The sequence below is a fragment of the Pigmentiphaga sp. genome (assembly GCF_019689535.1).
GTDB lineage: Bacteria > Pseudomonadota > Gammaproteobacteria > Burkholderiales > Burkholderiaceae_B > Pigmentiphaga.
Window position 1 is genome coordinate 1 of record NZ_JADGHH010000016.1, and the last position, 16,154, is coordinate 16,154.

Sequence of the window (16,154 nt, forward strand, 5' to 3'; positions counted from 1 at the left end):
CAGCAAACCCCACACTGAAACCCAAAGACAAGGACGGCTGCGCCGTCCGCGCTATCCTTCCCCGCCCTGAACCGCGGGGCTTGTCGCGCACCGGGTCAATATCACCTCGGCCATGGTGAAGTCGCCGAGTCCCGGAATGGGGCTATCGACCGCGGCTCGAAGTGGGTTGACTGCCTTGTGTAAAGCCATTTCCCGCGAGGTCGTGGCTGACAACGTGACGATTAACAATCTGCTGCCCGAGCGTTTCGATACCGACCGCCAGAGGTTCATGGCCGAGCGCATGGTTCGGGAGCAGGGGATAACCTACGAGGAGGCACGTCAGCGCATTATCGGAACCATCGCCGCAGGCCGACTCGGACATCCCCGCGAGTTCGGCGATGCATGCGCGTTTCTTTGCAGTGCCCAGGCCGGCTATATTTCCGGGCAGAACTTACAGCTCGACGGCGGCTCGTATCGCGGGGTCTTCTAGTACGGGCGGTAGAACTCGACCAGGAGCTACATGGTGAAACGCGTTCAGGTGTTCGAGCCCGGGGGGCCGGAGGCGATGGTGATCGTTCGCGAGCCGGTTCCCGAGCCGGGCCGAGGCGAGGTCCGGGTTGCCGCGCGTGCGATCGGGGTAGGGCGGCCCGACGTGTTGATACGCAACGGAACCTATAAATGGATGCCACCTTTGCCGGCGACGCCGGGAGGAGAGCTGGCCGGCATCATCGACGCGGTCGGGCCGGACGTGGATGCCGGCTTGGTAGGGCGGCGCGTACTTGTCAGCTCCCGGGAACTCGCCCAGCGCGGCGGATGTTACGCCGAAGCCATTTGCGTGCCGGCGGATGCGCCTTTTGAGTTGCCCGACTCCATATCTTTCGATGCTGCGGTTTGCCTGCCCAATTTCCTGATGGCGGATGCGCTGCTCAATCGCTGCAATCACGGCGTGCAGGCGCGCCGCGTCCTCGTGACCGGCGCCGCAGGGGGCGTGGCGTCCTCCGTCATTCAATTGGCTCGGCTGCAGGGCAGCGAGGTGATAGGGGTCGTGAGTTCATCGGCCAAGGCAGACGTTGCGCTGGCCAACGGTGCGGCCTACGTCATCGATCGACGGCGCGAATCGATCGCGCAACGCGTCATGGCGTTGACCGATGGCGTGGGTGTCGATCTTGCCCTGGATCACATTGGCGCAGGGGTGCTGATCGAATGCCTATATGCCTTGGCGCATTTCGGGATGGCCGTTTCCTACAACATCGTGGGAGGGCCGCCGCAACCCGAAGTATTCGGCGTGCTGCGCGAACTCGTGGGACGCAGCCTCGCGCTGCGGTGTTTTTCCATACATAGCTTTGATCACGACCGCGACACGCGCAGGGCTGCCACGGCCCGGCTCATCGGCTTGATGGCGGAAGGGCGCATCGCTCCTCCCCCGATCACGCACATGCCTTTCGATGCGGTGCACGACGCACACCGCATCCTCGACGCCGGTGAAACGATGGGCAAGATCGTCTTGATTCCTTGATGGTCGGCGAGGTACTTTCCAGCCATGGCATCGAATCTCGCCCTCGATGGGCCATGTGAGTCAACGAAAAAAAGCGGCCCGGGAGGGCCGCCGCGAGATCCGGCTTTAGGCTGGATGCGCCAAAACGCCCTTATTCCTTATTGTTTGTTGGCATTCGGGAAAAACAGCTGCTGGCCGTCAATCTTGTAGCTGGCAATGGTTTGCTGCCCCGCGGGCGAGATGACCCAATCCACGAATTTCTGCGCGGCGGCTGCCTTCACGTGCGGATGCTTGGCGGGATTGACCACCATGACGCCGTATTGGTTGAAGAGCCGCTCGTCGCCTTCGACTAGGATGGTGAGGTCGCCGCGGTTCTTGAAGCTGAGCCAGGTGCCGCGGTCGGAGAGCACGTAGGCGCCGGTCGAAGACGCCATGTTGAGGGCCGGACCCATGCCGCAGCCGCACGCCTTGTAGCCATTGCCTTTCTTGTCGTCCAGGCCGGCTTCTTTCCAGTAGCGCAGTTCGGCCATGTGCGTGCCGCTGCGGTCGCCGCGGGAGATGAACGGCGCGTTGGCGGCGGAGACTTTCTTGAGCGCTTGGATGATGTCCTTGCCCTTCACGCCGGCGGGATCCGAGGCCGGGCCCACCAGCACGAAGTCGTTGTACATGACGGGATAGCGCTTGACGCCGTAGCCTTCGGCGACGAATTTCTCTTCGGCGGCCTGGTCGTGCACGAATAGCACGTCGGCATCGCCGCGCCGGCCCGTGTCCAAGGCTTGCCCCGTGCCTTGCGCGACGACCTTGATGTCGATGCCGCTGGCTTGCTTGAACGCCGGCAGGAGGTGGGAGAACAAGCCGGATTGTTCGGTCGAGGTGGTCGAGGCCATGACGATGGTCTCGGCCGCGGCGGGTAGGCTGGCGAGGCCGGTGGCCACGGGCAGCAGCCATGACGCGAAGATACGGCCAAGGTGCGGGATGCGCTTCATATTTTTTCTCCTTTCACGAATAAGGCGGCTTCTTCGGGCAGCGGCCCGTTGAAGAACGAATCGACGGGGAGGTCCGCGAGTATGCGGCCTTGCTCGAGGTAGATGACGCGGCTGGCCAGGCGCTTGACCTGCCCCAGGTTGTGGCTGCTGAACACCATGGTCACGGGCCGGCCGGCGCGCGGCTGGGCGAATTCGTGCATGAGCGCCTCGACTTCGCGTTTGGCGTGCGGGTCGAGATTGGCGGTGGGTTCGTCCAGGAGCAGGGCTTCGGGATCGAGCGCCCATGCTTGCGCGAGGGCCACGCGCTGTTGCTGGCCGCCTGACAAGGCCCTGGCGTTGCGCCCGGCCAGTCCGGCCATGTCCACGCGCGCCAGGGCATCCAAGGCGGCCTGCCGCGCAGCGCGCCACTTCATGCCGCGCAGCCACAGCCCGAGCGCGACGTTGTTCTGCACGGAGGTGCGCAGCATGTGTGGACGCTGGAATACCAGTGCCTGGCGATGACGGGGCACGCACGTGGCGACGCCTGCCGTCGGCGCGAGCAGGCCGTGCAGCACCCGCAGCAGCGTGCTCTTGCCGCTGCCGTTCGAACCGACGAGGGCCACGCGCTCGCCTGCATGGACCACGAGGTCGACCCCGGCCAGGGCTTTCACCGGGCCGTAGTGGAGGTCGACGCCGCGCAGGGTAAATAGCGCCGGGCCGCTGGCTGCCGCCGATCCCGGGAGCGGCGGGGCGAGCCTGGCGGTGAGCGGATGGATCGAGGCCGAGCGCTTCATGTGGTCAGGTCTGGCATGCGTAGCCAGCTGGCGATGCCGGCATCGCGCCGCTCGCGCCAACGGCGCAGCAGGGAGATGAGCGTGTTGAGCACTAGGACGACCACGAGCAGGATGATGCCTAGGGCGAGCGCGAGCGGCAGGTCGCCCTTGCTGGTTTCGAGGGCGATGGCCGTGGTCATGACGCGCGTATAGCCTTCGATGTTGCCGCCCACCACCATGACCGCGCCGACTTCGGAGACGGCGCGCCCGAAGGCGGCAATCAAGATGGTCAATAGCGCAAAGCGCTCGTCCCAGACCAGCAGCAGGCTGCGCATGACGGTGCCCGCGCCGAGCGAGCGCAATTGTTCGCCATGGCTGCGTTCGGCGTCTTCGACGACCTGGCGTGTGAGCGCGGTGACCACGGGCAACACCAGGATGGCTTGGGCGACCACCATGGCCTTGAAGGAGAACAGCCAGCCGAGGAAGCCTAGCGGCCCGGAGCGGGAAAGCAGCAGGTAGACCACCAGGCCGACGACCACGGACGGCAGGGCGAGCATGGTGTTGAGTACCGTCAGCACGGCTCCGCGGCCGGCGAAGCGCGCGACGCCGAGCCAGGCGCCGAGCACCAGTCCGCCGCTGCAGGCGAGCAGGCAGGCACAGGCGCTGACCGCCAGCGACAGCTTGACGATGTCGATCAGCGTGGGATCAAGAGCGGCGATGAGCCGAAGCGCAGTGAGCGCACTTTCCGTGAGCGTATTCATAGGGACCTTGGTGCGGGGTCCCAGGGTAACGGAGTGTGTCGGGCGATGCGATATGAACAGGATTGCATAGGGCTCGTCGCGTTAGCCTTTGGGCGTTAGGCGCGACCGTTCCTCGCGGCCGGCAACCGTTCTGGCGACGCCCGCAGGCCGCCGCCAGCCCGGGGCGCAGGGCTATACTCCTGCCGTGCATCAAGTCCAACTTTCCTATACCTTCGGCGTTTCCCGCACCGACGGGGCCACCCTGCGCAATCCGTTGATGGATCTGCTGCACGCCATCCGCGAGCACGGCTCCATCTCGGCGGCGGCCAAGGCCCTGGACCTGTCGTACCGGCACGTTTGGGGCGAGCTCAAGCGCTGGGAGCAGGCGCTGGGGCACGCGCTGGTCGTCTGGGAGAAGGGGCAGCCCGCCCGCTTGACGGCGTTCGGCAACAAGTTGCTGTGGGCCGAGCGCCAGGCGCAGGCGCGCCTCGCGCCGCAGATCGGCGCCCTCTATGCCGACCTCGAGCGGGCGTTTGCCGTCGCGTTCGACGATGCCGCCCACGTGGTCTCGTTCCACGCGAGCCACGACGACGCGCTGTCGGCGCTGCGCGAGCATGCGGTGGCCAGCGATAAGCTACACCTCGACATACGCTTTACCGGCAGCGTCGACGCGATCAAGGCCTTGAACGAAGGCCGCTGCGGCATGGCCGGCTTTCACGTGCCCGTCGATTCCCCGCCGGGTTCGCTGGCCGAGCGCACCTATAAGCCGCTGCTGCAGCCCGGGCAACACAAGATCATCGGCTTTGCCCGCCGCAGCCAGGGGCTCATGGTGGCGCGCGGCAATCCGCTCGGCATCCGCGGCCTGGCAGACCTCGCGCGGCCTGGGGTGCGATACGTCAATCGTTCGTTGGGCACTGGCACCCGCCTGCTGCTCGATGAGCTGCTGGCGCGCGAAGGCGTGTCACCCGCCAGCGTGAACGGCTATGACCACGCCGAGCCGTCGCATGCGGCCGTGGCGCACGCCGTGGCCTCCGGGGCGGCGGACGCCGGCCTGGGCATAGAAATCGCAGCCCGGGCGCACCGGCTGGATTTCATTCCCCTGATATCGGAAAGCTATTTCCTGGTTTGCCTGAAATCGACGCTCGACCAGCCTGCCACGCAGGCTTTATTGGGCGTCTTGCGCAGTGAGGCCTGGCAACGCAGGCTCGCGGCCATGCCTGGCTATGAGCCGTTGCAGAGCGGAGAAGTACTTGCCATGCACCGCGTGTTGCCATGGTGGCATTTCCGCACGCCCAAGCGGGGCAAGCGCCACTGAGGTTTACCCTTGATGCTTCCCCCAGCCCTCGAAGGCGAAGGGTCCTGTTCGTCTGCCTAGTCAGGCGCCTTGGGCGACCGGACGGGCGGGGCGCCGGGGCCCGGCCAGTTCCGTCTGCAGCACGAGCCGCCAGGGGGCGGTATAGCAAACGAAGTGCTTGTTCGTCGCGCGGCCGATGGCGCACAGGCCGAGGCGTTCGGCCAGCTCATAACCCATTTGCGTCATGCCGCTGCGCGAGACGACGATGGGGATGCCCATCTGCGCCGCCTTGATCACCATTTCGCTGGTGAGCCGGCCGGTGGTGTAGAAGATCTTGTCGTCGCCTGCCATGTCGGCAGGGTGCTGCAGCCACATCCAGCCGGCGATGGTGTCGATGGCGTTGTGGCGGCCCACGTCTTCGACGAACATCAGCATGTGCTCACCGCGGAACAGCGCGCAGCCATGCACCGAGCCGGCCGATTTGTAGGTGGTTTCCTGCACGCGGATGGCATCGAGCAGGCCGTAGAGCTGCGCCTGCGTGAGGCGCGCCTCGGCAGGCAGCCGGATTTCCTCGAGTTCGTCCATCAGCCCGCCGAACACGCTTCCCTGTCCGCACCCTGTGGTGACTACGCGCTGCGCAGTGCGCGCTTCGATGTCTTGGATGCCCCGGCGCGTCTGCACCGCGGCGGCATTGACTTCCCAATCGACGGTGACGGCTTCGACGTCTTCGATGGAGCGCACGAGCCGCTGGTTGCGCAGGTAGCCGAGGACGAGCAGCTCGGGCATCGCGCCCAGCGTCATCAGCGTGACCAGCTCACGTTTGTCGACGTAGACCGTGAGCGAGCGCTCGGCCGGAATGGAGATGACGCTGCGCTCGCCGTATTCGTTGACGACGGTGATTTCGCGGGTCAGTGGTGCGCTGGCCGAGGTTAGGAAAGGGCGATGCGGCGAGCTCACTGCTTGGGTTCGGAGGCGGCGTCGGGCGTCTTGGTGTTGTGGGGCGAGGAGGCCGTGCCCGACGGGGAGTGCGCGCCGGCGGCTTCGAGCGGTTTATCTTCCGGCGGCGTGTAGGTGAATGGGCCAGGGTCCGCGCATGCGGGCGTGGCCACGGGCTGGGGCATGGGCTTGCCGGCCGCCTGGAGGTTCGCGAAATAGGCGCTGGCGACCCGGTTCTGGGCCTGGCAGAGCTTGTAGCTGTCGACCTTGGCGGACCAGGCGGCGCGGGCTGCCGCTTCCGCAGCCTTGGCCTTCGCTTCGGGAGAAGGCGCCGGCAGCTTGGCCAGGGCGGCGCTGGAGACGAAAGCAAGTAACAGGGCGAGAGCGGTTTTCATGCGTAGTCTCCTGCGGCCATGGCAGCGCGCCATGGCCCTTTGGATGATCGATCAGGCGTTGGCCGGCCGGGCATCCGGTTTTTTCGACCGGGGCTGCGTGCGCTGGGCCGGGATCTTGCCTGCCTGGATATCGTTGTACCAGAGTTCGTGGTGTTCGCGCGCCCAGGTCTCATCCACGTAGCCGGTCTTCATGGCCTTGTAGGCGCCCTTCATGCCTATGGTGCCGAGATAGATGTGGCCGAGGAACATGCACATCATCAGGATCGTGGCCACGGCATGGATCATGTGGGCGACCTGCATCGTGCCCCGCGTGTAGACCAAGCCGGGGAGGACGCGGTCGAGCACGAGGCCCGAGCCCACGACGATGAAGCCCAGGAACATCACGCCGCCCCAGAACACGAGCTTTTCGCCGGCGTTGAATCGCCCGGAGGGCACGTGCTGGCCGTTGAAGAGGCCGCCGCCCTTGCGCAGCCAGGTGAGGTCCTCGCGCTTGGGCAGGTTGTCGCGGATGAAGGTGAAGAACACCACCAGCAACGAGACCGCGAACAAGGGGCCGACGAAGTTGTGCGCCGTCTTGAGCGCCCAGGTCATCCAGCCGAACAGCGCGCTGCCCATGATGGGCAGCAGGAAGAACTTGCCGAAGGCCATGACCAGCCCGGAGACGGCCAGCACGACGAAGGCGACCGCATTGACCCAGTGCGCCGCGCGCTCGAAATAGGTGAAGCGCTCGATCTTGCGGCCGGTTTCCGCGCCATGGACGGTGATGGGGCCCTTGGCGAAGTAGAACAGCGCGATGGCCACCAAGACGATCAGGAGCAGCGAGCCGCCGTACGGGATGATCCAATCGTTGCGCACCTGGCGCCAGGCTTCCCCGGCCGAGGTGTATTTCGAGCCGGGGTATTGCACGAAGCGCTGGATCAGCACGCCGGCCTCCGGCGCCTGGCTGTGGGGCAGGCTGCTATAGCCCGGCTGGCCCGAGTTGACCAGGCGCCAGTGCGGCGCGTTGTTGCCCGGCTGGACCTGGGCACGCTGCGCGTTGGTCTGTTCGGCGTAACCCGGTTCCTGGCTGGCGTCGGGCTTGACCTCGAAGATATTGGCGCTCTGGATGGCGCCCATCGAGGTATTGCCCGACGGCTGCGGTGCGGCATCGGCCGCGTGAGCAGCCATGGGCCCCAGCGTGGCGCCGCACAGGGCGAGCGCGGCGAATAATGACCGTAGCATGGCGTCCTCCGGTCAGTTGCTGACGCGTGAATAGTCGTTCTGGCCGCGCTGGGCGCGTGTCTTGAGCTCCTGCTCCCAGCTGTTGCGGTCGCCGGGCGTCCAGCCCGGCGCGGTGAACGCCTGCACGCCCGTGCCTTCGTACGCGGGCTTGCCGTTTTCGACCTTGCCTTGGTAGAGCGATTGATCCCGTTCGGTGCAGGCGGCCGTGCCGAGCACGAGCGCAATGGCGAGGAAGGTGGCGGCTCTCATCACTTGCCTCCGTTCGCAGGTGCGTTCGACTGGGTGCCTTGCGGCTGGCCTGCCTGCTTGGAGCCGTAGGCGGTGCCCCAGCCCCAGACTTCGGCGCCCTTGCCGCGCGTGACCACGCGGGTGCGGAAGATGTCGGCGATCACGTCGCCGTCGCCCGCGAGCAGGGCCTTGGTCGAGCACATTTCGGCACAGGCCGGCAGCTTGCCTTCGGCCAAGCGGTTGCGCCCGTACTTCTTGAACTCTGCCTCGCTGCCATGGGCCTCGGGGCCGCCGGCGCAGAAGGTGCATTTATCCATCTTGCCGCGCACGCCGAAGGTCCCCTGCGAGGGGAACTGCGGGGCGCCGAACGGACAGGCGTAGGAGCAGTAGCCGCAGCCGATGCAGGTGTCCTTGTTGTGCAGCACCACGCCTTCATCGGTGTGGTAGAAGCAGTTGACCGGACAGACCGCCATGCAGGGCGCGTCACTGCAGTGCATGCAGGCCACCGAGATGGATTTTTCGCCCGGCACGCCGTCGTTGAGCGTGACGACCCGCCGGCGGTTGACGCCCCAGGGGACTTCGTGCTCGTTCTTGCACGCCGTGACGCAGGCGTTGCACTCGATGCAGCGCTCAGCATCGCAGATGAACTTCATTCTGGCCATGGCGCGCTCCTATGCCTTCTCGATGTTGCAGATGGTGGTCTTGGATTCCTGCATCATGGTGACGCAGTCGTAGCCGTAGGTGGTCGCGGTGTTGACCGCCTCGCCGCGCACGACGGGGGCCGCCCCCTCGGGGTAGTACTCCAGGAGGTCCTTGCCCTGCCAGCGTCCGGCGAAGTGGAACGGCATGAAGGCCGTATCCGGCGCAACCCGTTCGGTCACGAGGGCCTGGACGTTCAGGCGTGCGCCGGTGGGTGTGACGACCCACACGCGTGAGCCGTTGGTAATGCCGCGTTCGGCAGCCGCCTTCGGGTGGATCTCCACGAAGGATTCCTGCTGCAGCTCGGCCAGCCAGGGATTGGACCGGGTCTCGTCCCCGCCGCCCTCGTATTCGACCAAGCGGCCCGAGGTGAGGATGAGGGGGAACTTCTCGTGCAGCTTGTCGGCGATGTTCTTCTGTTGTACGGACTTGTACAGCGTGGGCAGGCGCCAGAAGGTCTTGATGTCGTCGTGCGTCGGGTACTTGGCCATGAGGTCCGGGCGAGTCCCGTAGAGCGGCTCCCGGTGTTGCGGGATGGGATCCGGGAAGTTCCAGACCACGGCGCGCGCCTTGGCGTTGCCGAACGGATGGCAGCCGTGATTCTTCATCACGACGCGGATGATGCCGCCCGAGAGGTCGGTCTTCCAGTTCTTGCCTTCGGCCTCGGCTTTTTCGGCTTCGGTGAGCTCATCCCACCAGCCGAGCTTCTTGAGCAGCACGTGGTCGAATTCCGGGTAGCCGGTCGGGATGTCGGCACCCTTGGAGTGCGATCCGTCTTCGGCCAGCAGGCTCACGCCATTGCGCTCGACGCCGAAGTTGGCGCGGAAGTTGCCGCCGCCTTCCATGACGTGCTTGCTGGTGTCGTACAGGTTGGGCGAGCCGGGGTGCTTGAGTTCCGGCGTGCCGAAGCAGGGCCAGGGCAGGCCGAAGTAATCGCCGGCGATGTCGTATCCCGTTTCCTTGTCGACCAGGCTGCCTTTCGCCCGCAGCGTGCGCACGTCGAACGCGTGCATGAGGCGCATGTGGGCCTTGAGGCGCTCGGGGCTTTGGCCGGTATAGCCGATGGTCCAGGTGCTGCGGTTGATTTCGCGCAGGATGTCTTCCGGCACGGGCTCGTCCATGCCCTTGACCTTCTGCATCTTGTAGTTCTTGCACAGCTCGTTGCCGAAGCCGAGCTTCTGCGCAAGCTGGTACATGATCATGTGGTCGGTGCGGCTCTCCCAGAGCGGCTCGATGACCTTCTCGCGCCACTGCAGCGAGCGGTTCGATGCGGTACAGGATCCGCTGGTCTCGAACTGCGTGGCCGCGGGCAGCAGGTAGACGGCGCGGTTGGGGTTGAGGTCTTCGCTGCGCCCGGGCATGGCGGCCATGGCGGCCGTGGCCGAGGGATAGGGATCGATCACGACCAGCAGGTCGAGCTTGTCCATGGCCCGCTTCATTTCCAGGCCGCGCGTCTGCGAGTTGGGCGCATGGCCCCAGAAGATGACGGCGCGCAGGTTGGAATCCTGGTCGATGAGCTCGTTGTTCTCGAGCACGCCGTCGATCCAGCGCGAGACGGTGATGCCGGACTTGGTCATCATCTCGGGCGAGGCATAGCGGCTCTTGATCCAGTCGTAGTCGACGCCCCAGACGCGGGCGAAGTGTCGCCAAGAGCCTTCGGCCAAACCGTAGTAGCCGGGCAGCGAGTCAGGGTTGGGACCGACGTCGGTCGCGCCTTGCACGTTGTCGTGGCCGCGGAAGATGTTGGCTCCGCCACCCGAGACGCCGATGTTGCCCAGGGCCAGCTGCACGATGCAGGAGGCGCGAACCATGGCGTTGCCGATGGTGTGCTGGGTCTGGCCCATGCACCACACCAGCGTGCTGGGACGGTTCTCGGCCATGGTCTTGGCGACTTCGTACATCGTGGCTTCGTCCACGCCGCAGACTTCCTCGACTTTGTCCGGCGTCCACTTGGCGAGCACCTCGGCCTTGACTTCGTCCATGCCGTAGACGCGCGCCTTGATGTAGTTCTTGTCTTCCCAGCCGTTCTGGAAGATGTGGTAGAGCAAGCCAAACAGGAAGGCCACGTCGGTGCCGGAGCGGATGCGCACGTGCCGGTCGGCCTTGGCCGCGGTGCGCGTGAAGCGCGGGTCGACCACGATGACCTTGCAGCCGCGCTCCTTGGCATGCAGCAAGTGCAGCATGGAGACCGGGTGGGCTTCGGCGGCGTTCGAACCGATGTAGAGCGCCGCCTTGGCGTTCTGCATGTCGTTGTACGAGTTCGTCATCGCCCCGTAGCCCCAGGTGTTGGCGACGCCGGCGACCGTGGTGGAGTGGCAGATGCGGGCCTGGTGGTCGCAGTTGTTGCTGCCCCAGAAGCTCATGAACTTGCGCAGCAGGTACGACTGCTCATTGCTGTGCTTGGAAGAGCCGACCACGTAGAGCGAGTCGGGGCCGCTTTCCTTGCGCAGCTGCAGCAGCTTGGCCGAGATTTCCTCGAGCGCCGTATCCCAGCTGATGCGCTGGTACTTGCCGTTGACCAGCTTCATCGGATAGCGCAGGCGATGTTCGCCGTGGCCGTGCTCGCGCACCGAGGCGCCCTTGGCGCAATGCGCGCCGAGATTGATGGGCGAGTCGAAGACCGGCTCCTGCCGGACCCAGACGCCGTTCTCGACGACAGCGTCGATGGCGCAGCCCACCGAGCAGTGCGTACAGACGGTGCGCTTGACTTCGACCTTGCCTTTGCCGGTGCCGGCCTGCTGGTCTGCGCTGGCGGCCTCGGCCTTCTTGACCAGGCTCAGCTGCGTGGCGGCGAGGCCGGCGCCGATGCCCACGCCGGAGCGCCGCAGGAACGTGCGGCGGTCCATGGTCGGCAGGGCTTGCGCCATGCCGCGGCGCAGGCTGTGAACGAAGGAGGATGAGGAAGCGGAAGCGCCGGACGGAGCGGCGCTGGGTTTCTTGGTCAGCAACATGCCGTGCTCCGTGGGTTAGACAAGCGTGGTTTTGTAGTAACGCTTGACGTGTTCGGTGACGCTGTAGCCGCCTCCTTTTTCGGGGGCGGGCTTGGCAGCGGCTGAGGGTGCCGGATCCTGGCGAAGGGACGGAGCAACGGCTGCGCCCACGGCGGCAGCGCTCGCGGCGGCAGCGCCTAGGAAGAATCCTCGACGGGATATCTTGGCGTTTTTGGACATGGCTGTCTCCCTGGGAACCGGGGGATATGAAGTGCTTTGCATACTGTACCGCCTGTAACAGTATCCAGGCAAATCCATGCCTGAGTGTTTACCCTTGAAATGCGCGGCAATGCGACGCGGCGCACGCATGAGCGCCGATGTTGCAATGCAATATCTTGCGTCGGTCTCGCAGCGCCTTAGCCCAGCATGTCGAAGCCCTGCGCCTCCACGCTGGCGAAGGCGCGCGTGAATTCTGCCAGGGCGGCGTAAAAGCGCGCGCGCGGATGACCGGCGATCGCGTCGCACATCGCATGCACCCAAGGCTGCAGGTGGCGCGCGAAGAACCGCTGCTGCGTCGAGAGGTTGCAATGCGCCGCGTCGTCGCCGGCGATCAAGTACCGCATGACTTCGCACAGGTAGGCGATGTGATCCTCGGTTTCGCCAACCGAGGGATCTTTCGCCAGGCCTATTTCGGCGAGGTCGTCGCGCAGCTTGACCAAGGACTTTTCGTTCAGGAAGCCGTCTTGGTAGTGCGAGCCGTACAAATACACCTCGGGCTTGCCGAGGCCGCCGAACAAGGCGTCGTATTCGTCCCGCAAGGCCTGGTCGTCTGCGGCGCGGGCCGCTTCGACGAGATCGCGCCAGGGCGTTTCCAGGAAGGCGCCGGCCGTGGGGGCGTCAGTGGCCGCAGCGCGCAGTTTGGCGGCGAACTCCGCATCGGGCGGTGCAAAGTACAGCCTGGCGAGCACGCCGTAGATCTCGGCGCGGGCAATTTCTTCGTCCAGCGAGGCGGAACCGATGTCCGACGGAGAAATGGATGCGTTCATATGTCGGTGATGCGAATTTCGCCGGAGGCGGAGTAGAGATCGACCACGCGGCAATCGCCGCACATTTTCAGGCGCTCGAGGGCTTCGCCCTGGAACATGGGGTGGCCGCCGAGCCGGCCGAGCATGGCCTCGATGGCCTTGCGGGTGCCGAAAGGCTTGCCGCAGCGCACGCAATGGAAGGGCGCGGTTTCGTTCAGGACGCGAGGCTGCTTGCGTTCAGGCGTGAGCAGCAGGCGCGGTTCCAGTTGCAGCGCCCTCTCCGGGCAGGTCTTTACGCACAGGCCGCATTGCGTGCAGTTCTTTTCGACGAACCGCAGCTGCGGCGCCTCGGCGTTGTCCAGCAGCGCGCTGGCCGGGCAGGCGCCCACGCAGCTCATGCACAGCGTGCAGGCCTCTTTGTCGATGGCCAGGCTGCCCAGCAGGGATCCAGCCCCTGGCGCGCCGGCTGGCAGCGGCACCGCTTCGCCTGCCGGGTTGGGCGCGTGCGCGATGAGATGATCGAGCGCCATCTCGAGGGTGCTGCGCTTTTCGCGGACCATGGCGTAGCGCGCGGCTTGCGGCGGCACGACGGGGCGGCGTGCCGCGATCTCCTGCAGGGAGGCGTCGAGCGCTTCCACGGACGCCGGCTGCAGCAGGTGCAGGTGCGGGCCGGTGTAGCCCAGGCCGTCGAGGATGGCCTGGGCCACGCGCATTTGCGATGCGAGGGTCTCGAGGTACTGGGGCGCTTCTTCGTCGGTAGCCAGCACGACCACCTGCGAGGCGCCCAGCGCGATGGCGCCGAGCCAGGCCTCGAGCCCCAGGCTGGCCGTGTGCCAGAGCGACACGGGCATGACGTTGGCCGGGACGCCGTGCCGCTTGCCCAGCCTGGCCTCGCGGCCCAGCCGTTCGACGAGTCGCCGGCCGGATTCCTGGCTGTGGAATAGCAGGACCGGCGCACTGCCGCCCGCCTGCGCATAGGTTGCGAGCAATGTACGCAGCCTGGCGCCTTGGTCCGCGACTGGAGGATAAGAGTAGGTGATCGCGCCGGTGGGGCAAGCCGTGGTGCACGCGCCGCAGCCGACGCAGAGATTGGGATTGACGCGAATCTGCTGGTGGCTTTTGTCGCTTTCGACTGCTTGGGCCGAACAGACGTCCACGCAGGCGCGGCAGCCCACGATGTCGTTGCGGCTGTGGGCGCACAGCGATGGCTTGTAGTCGAAGAATTTGGGTTTCTCGAACTCGCCGACCATCTCCCGCAGTTTCATCAGCGGAGCCGGGTCGGTGCCGTCCCAGCGGAAGTAACCCTGGGGCGGCGCGTGCTGCTCGAACAGGGTTTGCGCCCCCAGTTCCAGGATGAGGTCGAACTGCGCGCGGTGCTGCTGGGCGGGGCGCTCGAAGTCGATGGCGCCTGCGACCTTACAGGCTTGGACGCACGCGCGGTGCGATGTGCAGCGTTCGAGGTCGACCTGGTAGTCAAGCCCGATGGCTGACTCCGGACAGGCCTCGAGGCAGGCGTTGCATCGCGTGCAGAGGTCGAGGTCGATGGGGTTGGACTGGGTCCACGCGAGTTCGAACGCGCCCAGCCAGCCTTGCACGGACTCCAGGCGGCCACTGAGTACCGGATAGCGGCGCTCCTGTTCCCCCCCGGTTGCACCAGGGCCGCGCGCGAAGAGGGTGACATCGAGCGCATCGCTGAGGAGGTCGGCCGCGCGTTCGGCCGCGTCGAGCGGGCCGACGATGAGCAGGCGTCCGGCGCTGCGATAGGTGACCACCGGCACGGGTTCAGGCTCGGGCAGGCGCGCGGCAGCCAGCAATGCGGCCAGCTTGGGCATGGCTTGCGCGGCGTCGCGGCTCCAGCCTCCCGTCTCTCGGATGTTGACGAAGTGCACCGGCGCCGTAGCGCCTTCCGTGTGTTCGGCGACTTCGCCGAATAGCCGCTTTTCCTGCGTACAGGCAACGATGACCGGGTCCGTGCCCGCGACGGCGCGCTGGAACGCGCCTACCTCATGGCGGCAAAGCGTGGAGTGCAGGACCAGCCGTTCATCGAGCGCATCGCCGAGCGACGCCGAATCGAGCGGCATGGTCTTGTTGCAGTCGCAAATCAGTATGGGCATGAAGTTCTCGGCGGCCCTAGGCTTTGCCGTCGGGCGCTGAAAAATCGAATTGCATTTGGCCGTTGCGGGATGCCTCGGCCGAGGTCTCCGACTCTAGCACGGAACGTTCGCCGCCATTGGCGGGCGCCGAAGCCTCGGCTCGTCGCGCCGCGGATGCCTCGCTGGCCTCGGGCGACGGGGCCGGCGCGGGCTGCGCGGGCGGGAGGTTCTCCGGGGTCGCGCTCTCCGGCTCGTCCTCGATGAGCGAGAGCACGCGGGCGCTCACCATTTTCTTGAGCGCGGAAGCGGGCAGGACGGGCGGCGAGGAGTAGTCGTCGATGTATATGTCCAAGCCGTCCATCACATTGTGATGGGGATCGGAGAATAGCTTCTTGAGTGCCGCCAGCTTGACGTCCTGGGCGACGCCCGGCCGCATGAAGGCAGAGAAGTCGGACTGCGGCGTCAGCGCAGCGAGGTCGTCGAGCGTCGGCAGGCGCGGCGAAGAGGCATGCGCTTCGCCTGCGCCGGACTCCAGGGGAGGCGGGCTGGCGTGTGCATCGGTTGCGCGAGGTTCGGGCGCAGGTTGCCCGGCGCGGGACGGCAGGGCGGCGCCTGCCTCCGGCGCCTCGGTGGGCAGTGGAGAGGCGGCGGCATCAGGCGGCGCCGGGCTCGCCGGCGGGTTGGCAGGCATTTCCTTGCGCGAGATAGCCTTGCGCCGCGCCCAGCGACCCAGGAAGCCTTCTTCATCGCGGCTCATGGTGCATCGTCCTCAATCATGGCGAGGCAGGCCGCCTGGTGGGAAGACTTGCCGCTCACGCGTCTTCTCCCTTGCGGCGTTCGCCAGTGCTGATCGAAGCGGGATTCCCGAAGCGGTCCTGCAGCGGGATGAAGCTCACCGGCCGGCGCTTGCGCTTGGGCTCGGCCACGTAGTTCTCCGCCACGAACTCACGCAGCCAGGCCACGACGGGCTCCGGCGCGGGAAGCTGCTCGACGGTTTCCTGCGCATCGAGCAGGCGGCCGGCGTGGTAGTAGCTGAGCGTGACCAGTTGCGGCCGGGCCAGGGGCTCCTCGCAGACGGCCGGAAGCTCTTCCATGCGCCACATCACGAACCAGCACGGCGCATCGGTGGAGGCGTTCAGGTAATAGCCCTCGGCGTCGTCCTTGAGCAGTTCGACCGCATAGCCGGGATGCAGCCAGATTTCGCCGTCGTCGTCCTTGCGCAGGCGGCGGGGCGCTGCGCCGAAACCCGGCTCGGCCGCGATCACGTCGTCCAGCGTCCAGCGCCATTCCTGCCACCGGCTCATGGGGCCGGTCACGCGCTCCTTGCGCATGAGCACGGCAACCTCGAGGCGGGGTGTCGGTGCGCTCATTTCGACCTCGG

The 16,154-nt window shown here is 66.3% G+C and carries 17 protein-coding genes; 3 read left to right on the forward strand and 14 right to left on the reverse strand.

All coding sequences use genetic code 11. The features are described from left to right. The first annotated feature begins 100 nt into the window (after window positions 1–100). Window positions 101–469 carry an SDR family oxidoreductase gene (locus IRZ12_RS02610; RefSeq protein ID WP_296463850.1) on the forward strand — a complete coding sequence of 123 codons (369 nt, stop codon included), beginning with the start codon at window positions 101–103 and terminating at the stop codon, window positions 467–469. Window positions 470–499: 30 nt separating this feature from the next. Continuing rightward, window positions 500–1,495 carry a zinc-dependent alcohol dehydrogenase family protein gene (locus IRZ12_RS02615; RefSeq protein WP_296463783.1) on the forward strand — a complete coding sequence of 332 codons (996 nt, stop codon included), beginning with the start codon at window positions 500–502 and terminating at the stop codon, window positions 1,493–1,495. A 137-nt stretch (window positions 1,496–1,632) separates the two neighbouring features. On the opposite strand, the gene IRZ12_RS02620 is transcribed toward IRZ12_RS02615, so the two are convergent. From IRZ12_RS02620 to IRZ12_RS02630, 3 genes are read right to left on the reverse strand one after another with little or no spacing between them, the layout of a single operon-like run. Then, on the reverse strand, window positions 1,633–2,460 hold the full coding sequence (locus IRZ12_RS02620; RefSeq protein ID WP_296463786.1) for an extracellular solute-binding protein: 828 nt from the start codon (window positions 2,458–2,460) through the stop codon (window positions 1,633–1,635). Continuing rightward, on the reverse strand, window positions 2,457–3,233 hold the full coding sequence (locus IRZ12_RS02625; protein WP_296463788.1) for a phosphate ABC transporter ATP-binding protein: 777 nt from the start codon (window positions 3,231–3,233) through the stop codon (window positions 2,457–2,459). Before IRZ12_RS02625 ends, IRZ12_RS02620 begins: the two co-directional genes overlap by 4 nt. Further along, a complete protein-coding gene (locus IRZ12_RS02630) occupies window positions 3,230–3,973 on the reverse strand; it encodes an ABC transporter permease (RefSeq protein ID WP_296463790.1) in 744 nt (247 codons plus the stop codon). The genes IRZ12_RS02625 and IRZ12_RS02630 overlap by 4 nt, the downstream gene beginning before the upstream one ends. A 184-nt stretch (window positions 3,974–4,157) precedes the next feature. Between IRZ12_RS02630 and IRZ12_RS02635 the strand changes: the two genes are divergently transcribed. Further along, window positions 4,158–5,267 (forward strand): substrate-binding domain-containing protein, encoded by a 1,110-nt coding sequence (locus tag IRZ12_RS02635; protein ID WP_296463792.1) that lies wholly within the window; start codon window positions 4,158–4,160, stop codon window positions 5,265–5,267. A gap of 60 nt (window positions 5,268–5,327) precedes the next feature. Here IRZ12_RS02635 and IRZ12_RS02640 read toward each other — a convergent pair whose 3' ends face one another. From IRZ12_RS02640 to IRZ12_RS02690, 11 genes are all read right to left on the reverse strand, one after another. Next, on the reverse strand, window positions 5,328–6,203 hold the full coding sequence (locus IRZ12_RS02640; protein WP_296463794.1) for a formate dehydrogenase accessory sulfurtransferase FdhD: 876 nt from the start codon (window positions 6,201–6,203) through the stop codon (window positions 5,328–5,330). Then, on the reverse strand, window positions 6,200–6,577 hold the full coding sequence (locus tag IRZ12_RS02645; protein WP_296463796.1) for a hypothetical protein: 378 nt from the start codon (window positions 6,575–6,577) through the stop codon (window positions 6,200–6,202). Before IRZ12_RS02645 ends, IRZ12_RS02640 begins: the two co-directional genes overlap by 4 nt. Window positions 6,578–6,628: 51 nt before the next feature. Continuing rightward, window positions 6,629–7,798 (reverse strand): formate dehydrogenase subunit gamma, encoded by a 1,170-nt coding sequence (locus IRZ12_RS02650; RefSeq protein ID WP_296463799.1) that lies wholly within the window; start codon window positions 7,796–7,798, stop codon window positions 6,629–6,631. Between the two features lie 12 nt (window positions 7,799–7,810). Continuing rightward, window positions 7,811–8,047, reverse strand: a complete 237-nt coding sequence (locus IRZ12_RS02655; protein ID WP_296463801.1) for a hypothetical protein — start codon at window positions 8,045–8,047, stop codon at window positions 7,811–7,813. After that, on the reverse strand, window positions 8,047–8,688 hold the full coding sequence (fdh3B, locus tag IRZ12_RS02660) for a formate dehydrogenase FDH3 subunit beta (RefSeq protein ID WP_296463804.1): 642 nt from the start codon (window positions 8,686–8,688) through the stop codon (window positions 8,047–8,049). Before fdh3B ends, IRZ12_RS02655 begins: the two co-directional genes overlap by 1 nt. 9 nt (window positions 8,689–8,697) lie before the next feature. Further along, window positions 8,698–11,676 carry a formate dehydrogenase subunit alpha gene (locus IRZ12_RS02665; protein WP_296463806.1) on the reverse strand — a complete coding sequence of 993 codons (2,979 nt, stop codon included), beginning with the start codon at window positions 11,674–11,676 and terminating at the stop codon, window positions 8,698–8,700. A 15-nt stretch (window positions 11,677–11,691) separates the two neighbouring features. Then, window positions 11,692–11,895, reverse strand: coding sequence for a formate dehydrogenase (locus IRZ12_RS02670; RefSeq protein WP_296463808.1), 204 nt, complete (start codon window positions 11,893–11,895; stop codon window positions 11,692–11,694). A gap of 176 nt (window positions 11,896–12,071) precedes the next feature. Next, window positions 12,072–12,701, reverse strand: a complete 630-nt coding sequence (locus tag IRZ12_RS02675) for a molecular chaperone TorD family protein (protein WP_296463810.1) — start codon at window positions 12,699–12,701, stop codon at window positions 12,072–12,074. Continuing rightward, window positions 12,698–14,794: a 4Fe-4S binding protein gene (locus tag IRZ12_RS02680; protein ID WP_296463812.1), complete on the reverse strand. Its 2,097-nt coding sequence runs from the start codon at window positions 14,792–14,794 to the stop codon at window positions 12,698–12,700. Before IRZ12_RS02680 ends, IRZ12_RS02675 begins: the two co-directional genes overlap by 4 nt. A 16-nt stretch (window positions 14,795–14,810) precedes the next feature. Then, complete coding sequence (locus tag IRZ12_RS02685; RefSeq protein WP_296463814.1) at window positions 14,811–15,530, reverse strand: DUF3306 domain-containing protein; 720 nt, start codon at window positions 15,528–15,530, stop codon at window positions 14,811–14,813. A gap of 55 nt (window positions 15,531–15,585) precedes the next feature. After that, a complete protein-coding gene (locus IRZ12_RS02690) occupies window positions 15,586–16,143 on the reverse strand; it encodes a DUF3305 domain-containing protein (protein WP_296463816.1) in 558 nt (185 codons plus the stop codon). Window positions 16,144–16,154: the final 11 nt, after the last annotated feature.